This is a genomic window from Tenacibaculum skagerrakense, from assembly GCF_004345825.1.
In the GTDB taxonomy this organism is placed as follows: Bacteria; Bacteroidota; Bacteroidia; order Flavobacteriales; family Flavobacteriaceae; genus Polaribacter; species Polaribacter skagerrakensis.
This window is the reverse complement of record NZ_SLXM01000011.1, coordinates 37,174-49,787: the sequence shown is the minus strand read 5'-3', so window position 1 is coordinate 49,787 and position 12,614 is coordinate 37,174. Positions and strand designations below refer to the sequence as shown.

General features: G+C 31.1%; 8 protein-coding genes and 1 other RNA gene. 5 read left to right on the top strand and 4 right to left on the bottom strand.

The window, feature by feature from the left end:
* Positions 1-36 precede the first annotated feature (36 nt).
* Positions 37-1,833, top strand: coding sequence for a DEAD/DEAH box helicase (locus EV195_RS15185; protein WP_132795820.1), 1,797 nt, complete (start codon positions 37-39; stop codon positions 1,831-1,833).
* Positions 1,834-1,901: 68 nt separating this feature from the next.
* On the opposite strand, the gene rny is transcribed toward EV195_RS15185, so the two are convergent.
* The 4 genes from rny to EV195_RS15165 form a co-directional block, all read right to left on the bottom strand.
* Positions 1,902-3,467, bottom strand: a complete 1,566-nt coding sequence (gene rny, locus EV195_RS15180; protein WP_132795819.1) for a ribonuclease Y — start codon at positions 3,465-3,467, stop codon at positions 1,902-1,904.
* 57 nt (positions 3,468-3,524) lie between these two features.
* Positions 3,525-3,630: non-coding RNA, 6S RNA (ssrS, locus tag EV195_RS15175), on the bottom strand.
* A gap of 51 nt (positions 3,631-3,681) precedes the next feature.
* Entirely contained in the window at positions 3,682-3,972 is a 291-nt protein-coding gene (locus EV195_RS15170; protein WP_132795818.1) for a cell division protein ZapA, read from the bottom strand.
* A gap of 16 nt (positions 3,973-3,988) precedes the next feature.
* Complete coding sequence (locus tag EV195_RS15165; RefSeq protein ID WP_132795817.1) at positions 3,989-4,279, bottom strand: hypothetical protein; 291 nt, start codon at positions 4,277-4,279, stop codon at positions 3,989-3,991.
* A gap of 147 nt (positions 4,280-4,426) precedes the next feature.
* On the opposite strand from EV195_RS15165, the gene EV195_RS15160 reads away from it, so the two are divergent.
* The 4 genes from EV195_RS15160 to EV195_RS15145 all read left to right on the top strand — a co-directional run bounded on the left by EV195_RS15160 (position 4,427) and on the right by EV195_RS15145 (position 12,607).
* Complete coding sequence (locus EV195_RS15160) at positions 4,427-6,118, top strand: M23 family metallopeptidase (protein WP_243693134.1); 1,692 nt, start codon at positions 4,427-4,429, stop codon at positions 6,116-6,118.
* A 6-nt stretch (positions 6,119-6,124) separates the two neighbouring features.
* On the top strand, positions 6,125-8,575 hold the full coding sequence (locus EV195_RS15155; protein WP_132795816.1) for a TonB-dependent receptor: 2,451 nt from the start codon (positions 6,125-6,127) through the stop codon (positions 8,573-8,575).
* Positions 8,576-8,751: 176 nt separating this feature from the next.
* Complete coding sequence (locus tag EV195_RS15150; protein WP_132795815.1) at positions 8,752-11,325, top strand: beta-mannosidase; 2,574 nt, start codon at positions 8,752-8,754, stop codon at positions 11,323-11,325.
* A gap of 148 nt (positions 11,326-11,473) precedes the next feature.
* Positions 11,474-12,607: a helix-turn-helix domain-containing protein gene (locus EV195_RS15145; protein WP_132795814.1), complete on the top strand. Its 1,134-nt coding sequence runs from the start codon at positions 11,474-11,476 to the stop codon at positions 12,605-12,607.
* The last annotated feature ends 7 nt before the right edge of the window (positions 12,608-12,614 follow it).

Below are 12,614 nucleotides of genomic sequence, written 5' to 3'. Positions count from 1 at the left end.
CGGATAGGGCATCTGTGAATTCGTTAAATTCACATTATGTCAAAATTCGCAGACTTAGGTTTAAAAGAACCTATTAGTAAGGCGTTGGTAGATTTAGGTTATGAAACTCCAACAACTATTCAAGAAAAAGCTATTCCACAAATTTTATCATCTTCTAAAGATTTAAAAGCATTTGCACAAACCGGTACAGGTAAAACAGCTGCTTTTAGTTTACCTATAGTTGAACTAATTGATGATAAAGATGATAACTCTCAAGCCATAATTTTATCTCCAACAAGAGAATTAGCTGTACAAATTGGAAAAAACATTGAAGATTTTTCTAAATATTTACCAGATTTAAAAGTGGTTACCGTTTACGGAGGTGCTAATATTGAGCAACAAATAAAGCAATTAAAAAGAGGCGCGCAAATAGTAATAGGAACTCCTGGTAGAACCGTAGATTTAATTAGACGTAGAGCTTTAAAACTAGGAAACATAAAATGGTTAGTGTTAGATGAAGCTGATGAGATGTTAAACATGGGCTTTAAAGACGAGTTAGACCAAGTTCTTGATGCAACTCCTAGCTCAAAGCAAACATTATTATTTTCGGCTACCTTCCCAAAAGAAGTAGAATCTATTGCTAAAAACTATATGCATAATCCAGTTGAAATATCTTCTGGAGAAAAAAACCAAGGTTCTGATAACGTTTCTCACGAATACTATCTAGTATCAGAAAAAACTCGTTATGCTTCTTTAAAACGAATAGCAGATATTAATCCTGATATTTATGCAATTGTGTTTTGTCGTACTCGTAGAGAGACTCAAGAAGTTGCAGATAAACTTATTCAGGATGGATATAATGCAGATTCATTACATGGTGACTTATCACAAGCGCAACGTGATAGTGTTATGGAAAAATTCAGAAAGAAAAATATCCAAATGTTAGTTGCTACAGATGTTGCTGCTAGAGGTTTAGATGTTGATAACCTATCGCATGTAATCAATCATAAATTGCCAGACCAAATTGAAAACTACAACCACAGAAGTGGAAGAACAGGTAGAGCGGGAAATAAAGGAGTTTCAGTTGTTTTAGTAAACAGGAAAGAAAGAAGCAAATTAAACCCTATTGAAAGAGCACTTAAGAAGAAGTTTGTTGAGACTTCAATTCCTACTGGAAAAGAAATTTGTGAAAAACAATTATTCCATTTAATTGACAAGATTGAAAACTCAGAAGTAAACACGTCTGAAATTGACACTTATTTACCAAATATTTACGATAAGCTTAAGAATTTTTCAAGAGAAGAATTAATTCAAAAATTTGTTTCACTTGAATTTAATTCATTCCTATCATATTATGAAAATGCACCTGACTTAAATAATGACATCTCAAATGAACGTGATCGTCGTAGCAATGGTAGAAACGGAAGAATGCCTAGTGAAGATATGACACGTTTCTTTATTAATTTAGGAAGAAAAGATCGATTAAATCCTGCTAAACTAATGGGATTAATCAACGAGCAAGGAATTAATAATAATGTTGAAATAGGTGCTATTGATATATTAGACACTTTTTCATTCTTTGAAATAGATAAGAACTACGAAAACAATACCCTTGATGCGTTTGCTGCCAATTCTCCTGAATTTAATGGAAGAAGAGTGAATATTGAAATTACAAAGACGGAAAGAAAAGGTGGTGGAGGTAGAAGAACCAAGAAAAGAAATGATGACAGTCCTTCTAAAGGATTTGGAAGAACCAGAAACAGTTCTGAGAAAAAATCTTTTCCTAAAAAAGAGAATACTAAAAACAGAGATTTCAAAAATAAAGATTCTAGAAGATCAAGAAGAAGATCTTAAGAAAAATTATACCATAAAAAAAACCACTGTTTACAACAGTGGTTTTTTTATTGAGTATATTTTATCTATTACTTCGCTACATTAACTGCTCTTGTTTCTCTAATTACAGTAACTTTAACTTGCCCTGGATAGGTCATATCATTTTGTATTTTTTGAGAAATATTGAATGATAACTCAGCAGCTTTTTCATCATTAACTTTGGTACTTTCTACCATAACTCTTAATTCTCTTCCGGCCTGAATAGCATACGCTTTTTGTACACCTGTAAAACCAAATGCAATATCTTCTAAATCTTTTAAACGTTGAATGTAGCTGTCTAAAACTTGACGTCTAGCTCCAGGTCTAGCTCCTGAAATCGCATCACAAACCTGAACGATTGGTGCTATTAAACTCTTCATTTCAATTTCGTCGTGGTGAGCACCAATAGCGTTGCATACGTCTGGTTTTTCTCCATACTTTTCTGCCCATTGCATTCCAAGTAAAGCATGCGGTAATTCACTTTCAGTTTCTGGAACCTTACCAATATCATGTAATAAACCTGCTCTTTTTGCTGCTTTTGCATTTAAGCCCATTTCAGCAGCCATCAAACCACATAAATTTGCTACCTCACGTGAGTGTTGTAATAAGTTTTGACCATAAGAAGAACGATATTTCATTCTACCAACTGTTTTGATTAATTCAGGATGTAAACCATGTATACCTAAATCGATAACAGTACGCTTACCTACTTCAATAATCTCTTGGCTAATTTGTTTTTCAGTCTTACGAACTACCTCCTCAATCCTAGCTGGATGAATTCTTCCATCTGTTACCAATTTATGCATTGATAACCTTGCAATTTCTCTACGAACTGGATCAAAACAAGAAAGAATAATCGCTTCTGGTGTATCATCCACAATAATCTCTACACCTGTTGCAGCTTCTAAAGCACGAATATTCCTACCTTCTCTACCAATAATTCTTCCTTTTACATCATCAGACTCAAGGTTAAAAACAGAAACACAGTTTTCAATTGCTTGCTCTACTCCTACTCGTTGAATAGTATTTAACACTACTTTTCTTGCTTCTTGCTGAGCAGTCATTTTAGCTTCTTCTAACGTTTCTTGAATAAAACTCATAGCATCCGCTTTTGCCTCTTCCTTTAGAGAAGCAACTAACTCTGTTTTTGCCTCATCAGCAGAAAACCCAGAAATTTGTTCAAGCATATCTACATGCCTTTTATGCAACTTTTCAACTTCTGATTCTCTTTTTTCTAAAAAGTCTAATTTAAAATCTAAATCAGAAGTCTTTTTTTCTAAAGATTGTGTTAGTTTCTTATTCTTGTCTAATTCAGAAGAAACTCTAGATTCTTTATCACGAATCCTTTTCTCCACATCAGACATCTTTTTTTCTCTTGATAAAATTACTTTCTCATGCTCTGATTTAAGTTCTATAAACTTTTCTTTCGCTTGTAAAATTTTATCTTTTTTGATAGCCTCTGCCTCTATTTTTGCTTCTTTTAGTATGCTTTGTGCTTCCTTATTTGTCTCTTTTAAAAGCTTATTAGCTTTAGTTTTCTCAAGCATTTTTGCAATAATAAAACCTATTACAATTCCTACAACACCTACCAAAATTGGTAATACTAATCCTTCCATAAATTGAATATCTATATTCTTAAAAATAAAAAAAGCCCATATTAGTAGTGATTTTATAAACTCCTGATAAACAGGTTTAGAACTAACCGGTTGCTCAAGGATCCGAATTAACGGCTTGCTTTACTAACCAAGACTCATTCTTTTTAATTGAATAGTGTTGAGTTTATTAAACTTTTACTAATATAGGCAGTATGTTTACTGTTATATAATGAACTTATTTTAAATGATTATCTAACAAATTTGTCAGGTCATTTATTTTATTTAATACTTCTGTAGCTTCTTCAGATGCTTTAATTGAATTTATTTCCATTTTTGATGCATACTGTAATGCACACATGGCTAAAACATCTTGTTTATCAGCTACAGCATAATTTTGTTCGAAATTTAAAATTAAATTGTTAATCTGCTTAGCGGCTTTTCTCATCCCTTCCTCTTCCAATGCATCTTTTACAATCAAAGGATAAGTTCTTCCAGCTATGACCACATTAACTTTTAATTTTTCCATTTTTTTAAAAGAACTTTTATGCATTCAAGAGTATGATACATTTATCTATCTCTCGAATTAAAGCATTTATTTTGAGTTTTGTATTTCTCGAATCTTCATTACTGCCTTCAATGGTTTTGGCAACTTTTAATACATCATATTGTTTTCTCTGACTAACCAATTGTTGCTGTTTTTCATTTAATAGCTGTTGTAATTCTCCATTTTGTTGAAGCAATATCTCGTTTTCTTCTTTTAAGAACTCATATCTAGCTAACATTTCTTGTAACTTAAGTTCCAGTAAATGAATTGCTTCTAAAGTATTACTCATCTATTATTGAGATAAAACCATTTCCACAAAATTAACAATCTCTTTTAACAATAGCAACTCTTAAATACATTTTTATTAATTAACTGAAATACAACCTATTATTATTTTGGTATAATTTTAGTAATTTCGTTACCAAATTGTATCGCTTTGAAATATTATTTCTTATTAATTTTTACCTTTATTTATAGTTACTCTTTCTCTCAAAAGAAGTATCCAAGAAACTATTTTTCACCTCCTATGGATATCCCTGTAGTTGTAGCGGGCACATTTGGTGAGCTTCGAAGTAACCACTTTCATTCAGGTATTGATTTAAAAACTCAAAAGAAAGAAGGAATTCCTATTAAAGCTACTGCCGATGGTTATATTTCAAGGATTAAAATCGTACAATATGGTTATGGTAAAGCTTTATATGTGAACCATCCCAATGGATACACAACTGTTTATGCTCACTTACAAAGGTTTGCTCCTAAAATTCAGGAATACGTTAGAAAAACTCAATATCAAAGAGAAAAAGGTAACATTGGAAATTTATTTCCTAAACCTGAACAATTTGTGGTAAAAAAAGGCGAGATAATAGCTTACTCTGGTGATACGGGAAGCTCTGGTGGACCACATTTACATTATGAAATTCGTGATACAAAAACTGAAAACATCATAAACCCTATGTTGTTTGGTTTACAAGCAGATGATACTAAAAAACCAATCATAAAAGGACTTAAGGTTTTTGCCATAGATAATAGCTCTAGAATTAATAATTCAAATAATAGTTCTTTAATTCCGATTAGAGAATTAGACAACGGAAATTATGTAGCAGAAAGAATTAATGCTAGCGGAACTATTGGCTTGGGTGTTTTCGTGTATGATCATCAAAATGCTGCCATGAATAAAAATGGAATTTATAGCTTAGAAATGAATGTAAATGGTAAAAGAGTATATTATCACGATGTTGAAACTTTCTCTTTTGCAGAAAGTAAGTATATCAATCTTTTAATTGATTACGAACATTACAATACTTATAGAGACCGTTTTCAAAAAACTCATAAAGTAGAAAATAATAAACTTAGCTTGTATGAAGATTTAATTGATAATGGTAAAATCAATATAAATGCCTATCAAAATTATAATGTAGAAATTATTGCAAAAGATTTTAATGGAAATGCTACTGCACTAAGAATTCCTATTAAAGGAGTACCTTCCAATACTATGTTTTCTCAGAAAGACACCACAAATTATAAGATTATTGCAAAAGATTTTCACAAGTTTGAGTTAGAAAACGTCTCTGTTGCTTTTCCTAAAAACACCTTTTATCACGATTGTTTTATTGATTTTAGTTTTGAAAACGGAATTGTTAAACTTCACGAACCTACCATTCCACTTGATAAAAAATTCACCTTAACTTTTACTACAAATCATCTTTCTGAAATTCAGAAACAGCAGGTGTATATAGCCAATGTTACAAAAGAAAAATACCCGAAATATGTAACGACCAAAAAAAAAGACGACAAAGTTTTTACTAATCAGAAAACATTAGGAAGTTATACATTGCTTTTTGATGATAAAAAACCTGAAATTACGCTTATTAATTTTGCTGAAGGAAGATGGTTAACAAATAATGAAACTCTAAAAGTAAAAATTGAAGATAAAGAATCCGGGATTGATGAATACAGAGCTACCATAGATAACGAATGGGTTTTAATGGAATACAATCATAAGAAAGGAATTTTAACCTACGATTTTTCGGATAAAAAATTGGTTGGTAGCAAACATATCTTTAAACTTGTAGTTTCTGATAATGTTGGAAATACTGAAACTATTTCTACTACGTTTTATCGTAAATAATAAATCATTTTGAAAAAAACTTTATTCCTTCTTTTGTTTCCTATACTGGTTTTTGCGCAAAAAACATCCACAGTTAAAGGAAAAATAGTCAATAAATTCAATGACCCTATAGAAGGTGTCGCCATCAGTTATCTTAATCAAGGAACTACAACCGATGAGTATGGAAATTACTCTTTTGAAATTCCAATAAGAAAAACTGTTGAAGTAACTTATTCACATGTTTCATACAAAACAGTTGTAAAAAGATTTACTACTCGTGGTAAAAGGACCATTAACTTCTCTCCTACTCTTACAATTAAAAATGAAGAGTTAGAAGAAATTATCATTAAAAACAGAAAAAAAGAGGCGGAAGGAATTACTAAAATCGACACTAAAAAAGTAGCAACTGTAGTTGGACCAAATGCGGGTGTTGAAGCTGTTTTAATGACACTACCGGGTGTTAGCAATAATAACGAATTAAGTACACAATATAATGTTAGAGGTGGAAACTTTGACGAAAACTTGGTGTATGTAAATGGAATTGAAGTTTACAGACCTTTTCTAATTCGTTCTGGACAACAAGAAGGATTGAGTTTTATAAATCCTCATATGATTCAGAATATTGATTTCTCTGCTGGTGGATTTCAAGCTAAATATGGTGATAAATTATCGTCTGTTTTAGATATCACCTACAGAAAACCCACAAAAAGTAGTACACAAATTGATTTGAGTTTCTTAGGTGCAAGTGTAACTACAGAAGGACTTTTATTTAACGATAAACTAAGTACTATTTTAGGTGTACGTTACAGAGATAATAGTTTATTTGTTAATGACAAACAAACAGAAGTCAACTTTAGACCAAACTTTACTGATATCCAAACCTTTTTATCTTATAAACTTTCTTCAAAAGTTGATGTCAATTTCTTAGGAAACTTTTCGCTTAATAATTACAACTATAAACCTTTATCAAGAAGAACACGTTTTGGAACTATTGCAAATCCTTTAGAGTTAATTGTATTCTATCAAGGTCAAGAAGTTGATCGTTTCCAAACATTTTTTGGAGCATTTTCAATGGATTACAGAATAAATGATAATTTAGAGTTAACTGGAATTGTATCTTCATTTAACACACAGGAAGAAGAATACTTTGACATTGCTGCACAATATAACTTAGGGCAAGTGAATACTAATTTAGGCTCTGAAAATTTCGGTGAAGTTGAATTTTCTCAGGGTATTGGCTCTCAATTAAACCATGCTCGTAACGATTTAGATGCTTTAATTGTAAATGCTCAAGTAAAAGCCACTCTTAAAGATGGCAATAACGAATGGAGAGCAGGAATCAAATATCAAAAAGAAAATATAAGAGATCGTATTAGAGAATGGGAAGTTATTGATAGTGTAGGGTTTTCTGTTAGACCTCCACATCACAATATTGGCAATGACCAACCTTATACTCCTTTTACTGGCCCTATTGAGCCTTTTCAAAATGTAAGAGCTCAAAATACTGTTGATATAAATCGTTTTTCTGGTTTTTTACAGTTCAGTAGAAAAACTACTTGGGGAAATCATGAAATATGGTTCAATGCCGGAGTCAGATCTCAATATTGGAATGTAAGTCCAGTTGGAGCCGAATCTAAAAGTCAACTAATTTTTAGTCCAAGAGCTCAATTTGCTATAAAACCAGATTGGAATGACGATATGCTTTTCAGAATCTCTGGAGGTTACTACTCTCAACCTCCTTTTTACAGGGAGTTAAGAGGTTATAACGGACAAATATCAGCTGATGTAAAAGCTCAAAAGTCAATTCATGCAGTAGTAGGAAATGATTACAGTTTCACGATGTGGAATAGGCCTTTTAAATTGACGACAGAATTGTATTACAAAGATTTAAGTGATGTAAATGCATATTCAATTGATAATGTTCGAATTCGATATAGAGCAGACAATGTAACTAACGCTTATGCATATGGACTTGATGTTCGTTTAAATGGTGAATTTGTTCCAGGTAATGATAGTTGGGTTAGTTTTGGATATTTAAAAACTCAAGAAAACATTGATAACAGAGGTTATATTGCCAGACCTACAGACCAGAGAATAAAATTGGGTGTATTATTTCAAGATTATGTCCCAAACCTACCAGATTTAAAAGCATACTTAAATCTAGTTTATAATACTGGTGTACCAGGTGGCGCTCCAGCCTATGCAGATGTGTATAGCTTTCAAAACAGATTGGAAGATTACAGACGTGCAGATGTTGGAGTTTCATACGTTTTTGTCGACAACAATAAGAAAACCTCAAATAAATTTCTGAACAATTTTGAAGAACTTACTGCTGGTTTAGAGTTGTTCAATATTTTTGACATTAGAAACTCTATCACAAACACTTGGGTTAGAGATGTATACAGTAAACAACAATTTGCAATTCCAAATTACATGACAGGAAGAGTTTTAAACTTTAAACTAAGAATGAAGTTTTAAAAACTTAACAAATAAATTATAAAACTATTAAAACCTCATTCAATTATGAATGAGGTTTCTTTTTTAAAGTAGGCTTTCATTGTCATTTTACTAACAAATTATGTAAGAATAGTAAAAATGGACTCCACGATATTTTAGTATATTGTCTACTTCAATCTACAAACAAGCAACCCAAAATGAAAACCTGTAAATACCTAGCTATACTAATGTCATTTATGATAATTGGATGTAAAAAATCGACCGTAAATAAAATTGATCTCTCGAATAATTGGGTATTTAAACAACTTAACGATACAATATGGAGAACTGCTGAAGTTCCAGGTACAGTACACACTGATTTACTAAAACATAACATAATTGAAAACCCCTTTTATAGATTGAATGAACACCATGTTCAATGGGTTGATAAAGAAGATTGGGTTTATAAAACATCATTTACCATTTCAAAAGAAATACTCGAAAAAGAACAATTGGAAATAGAATTTCAAGGTATTGACACTTACAGTGATATTTATGTAAACAATTCAAAAGTTCTTTCTACAGACAACATGTTTCGAAGTTATAAAGTTGACGTAAAAGAATATTTAAAAGAAGGCGATAACGAACTGAAAATCATTCTAGAATCTCCAATAAAAAAAGGAATTGAGAAATACGATGCAATCGATTATCAAATTGAAGTTTCAGATAATGATTTAGCCAAAATTGGAAAAGTTGAAGGTGATAAAAAAGTAAGTGTATTTTCTAGAAAAGCTGGATATCATTTTGGTTGGGATTGGGGACCTAGATTGGTTACTTCTGGAATTTGGCGTCCTGTAATTTTAAAAAACTGGAATCATTTTAAAATTGAAGATGTTTTTATTCGTCAGAAAATACTAAAAGATTCCGCTCAACTTTCCGCTGAAATTGAAATTTTAAGCACCAAAGAATTAGAAAAGAGTGAATTAGAAATTAGCATTAATGATACTATTTTAGTTACAAAAGATTTTCCTTTATCTATAGGGAAAAATAAGTTCACAATCCCGTTTATTATTAAAAATCCCAAACTATGGTGGCCAAACGGAATGGGAAATCAGTATTTATATGATATCAATGTAAAAGTGAGCCATAAAAATCATTCCGATGAAAAACAAAATCGAGTTGGATTAAGAACAATAGAACTTTTACGAGAAAAAGACTCAATTGGAACATCCTTCTATTTTAAGGTTAACGGAGTTCCAACTTTTATGAAAGGAGCTAATTATATTCCGCAAGATTTATTTTTACCGAGAGTAAAAGATTCTAATTATCATCACATTTTAAGTTCTGCAAAAGAAGCTAATATGAACATGATTCGTGTTTGGGGCGGCGGATTTTATGAAAACAAAGAATTTTATGATTTGTGTGATGAAATGGGATTATTAGTTTGGCAAGATTTCATGTTTGCTTGTGCTATGTATCCAGGAGATACAGAATTTTTAGAGAATGTAAAACAAGAAGCAATTGACAATGTAAAACATCTAAGAAATCACACTTCTATTGCTTTATGGTGTGGAAATAATGAAGTTTTATCGGCTTGGGAGCGATGGGGTTGGAAACAGAAAGTGACTAAAGAGCAATCGGAAAAAGCAGCAAATACTACTTGGCAATCGTATGTAGATATTTTTCATAAAGTACTTCCAGAAGTTGTTGAACAGTATGATTCTGATAGAAACTATTGGGCTTCTTCTCCGAGTAGTGAATTAGGTGTGCCAGAATCTCACACCGATGGCGATGCTCATTACTGGGGAGTTTGGTGGGGAAAAGAACCATTTAATAATTATAATGTAAAAATTCCGCGTTTCATGTCTGAATTCGGATTTCAATCTTTTCCTGAATTAGCAACTGTTAATAAATATACAATTCCAGAAGATCATGATATTTTCTCAGAAGTAATGAAATCTCATCAACGTTCTAGTATTGGAAATGGAACCATTAAAGAATACATGCTTCGTCATTATAAACAACCAAAGGATTTCGAGAGCTTTTTATATGTAAGTCATTTATTACAGGCATACGGAATTACCACTGGAATTGAAGCACATCGAAAAAACAGGTATCGTTGCATGGGTTCGTTATACTGGCAAATTAACGATTGTTGGCCCGTTGCTTCTTGGTCAAGTATTGACTATTATGGTAAATGGAAAGCGTTACATTACGGAGTTAAAGAATCTTTCAAAAAAACAATTGTGAGTTTTGATGATAAAAAAGACGAAATTAAACTGTTTATCGCCACAGATTCCTTGTCAGATTTTTCAGCAAAACTAGTGCTAAACTTACTGGATTTTGAAGGAAATAAATTACATTCTTGGAACAAGGAAATTCAAGTAAAAGGAAATGATTCTCAAAGCTATTTCAGTTTGAATAAAAAAGAATTGATTACATTATCTGAGAATAATGATCAACAATTTTTAAACGCTACTTTGATTGTAAATAACAAGGTTATTGACGTAAAACAACATTTCTTTATTCCTTTTAAAAATTTGAAGTTACCTCAACCCGAAATTACTTTTGATGCTAGTGAAAACGAAGAAGAATATATCGTAACTCTTCAATCTAAAAAACTAGCTATCGGAGTATTTGCATCTGGAAATTTTGACGAGAATTTCTCTGACAATTATTTCAACATGTTACCAAATACAGAAAAGAAAATAACAATCAAAAAAGGAAACATAAAAACATTGACAGATTTTAATAGTCAGTTAAAAATCATGAGCTTGGTAGATAGTTATTAAAAAATAGTTTTATTCAAAATCGATGTATTTCGATGTATTGGGAGTAGCAATTTTGGCTGCTCCTTTTCTTTTGGAAAAAAGATTAAAAATCGTTCATATTAATTACTTTAGATTTTCTAAGTGAAGATTAAATTTCTAATCCTTTTAAATGATTACTTCAAACTCCATTTTATTCACTATAATCTGTGTTTTTGCTATTCAAGCAATTGTTTTAAGTATTCTAATTTTAAAAAAACAACCTAGAGTTCTTGCGAATAAGTTTTTAGCAATGTTAATCATATTTTACGCGATTATGGCCGTAAACATTGTATTGGTTAACGTTTTAAAAGATATTGGAAAGCTTCATATATTTCGATATATCCAGTTAGAACTTCTCTATGGAATGGGACCTGCCTTGTATTTTTATACAATTAGTATTACCAAACCGAACTTTAAATTCTCAAACAAGGATTTTATTCATTTCATTCCTTTGCTCCTAGAGTTTATTTTCTACAGAACTTCGTTTTACAGAGATGGAGCAAACGGGTTATATATCGATCCAATGTCAAACATAACTTATGTGTATTTAACACAACAATGGATTGGTGTTCTTTCAAATTTAATTTATAGTATCATCTCACTTCGAATACTGTATAAACATCAACATCAATTAAAACAATTTTACTCTAAACTTGAAAACAGATCGTATAATTGGTTAAAAATTCCAATTCTTATTTTTGCTATATATCCTATTTTTTGGAATATTCTTACAGAAATTGATCGCTTTGCTTTCGACAGAAACTTGAGAGAATATTATTTCTTGCCAAACTTTGTACTATTAGCTATTGCATGTACATGGATAAGTTTCAAAGGATATTTGACAACAAATACTTCTGATCTGTTATCTATTGAAAACTCAAATAGTTCTCCTAAGGAAATTACCTTTGAATTAGATAAAAATTTCATAGAAAAATTAGAAAGGTTGATGCAAAATGAAAAACCTTATTTAAACCCTGACTTAAACTTATCCAAACTTTCGGAATTATTAGAAATGAAACCCAAACAAGTTTCGATGAAAATAAATCAAAACTTTGAAAAAAACTTTTATGACTTAGTAAATTCCTTTCGTGTAAAAGAATTTCAGGAGCGAGTAAAAGCTACAGACCTTCAAAAAATCTCATTGTTAGGATTAGCATATGACTGCGGATTTAATTCTAAATCTACTTTTAACAGTGCTTTTAAAAAAGAAACACAACAAACTCCTAGTCAGCTTATTAAAAGACTAAAAAATAAGTACGAATAGAAGCATT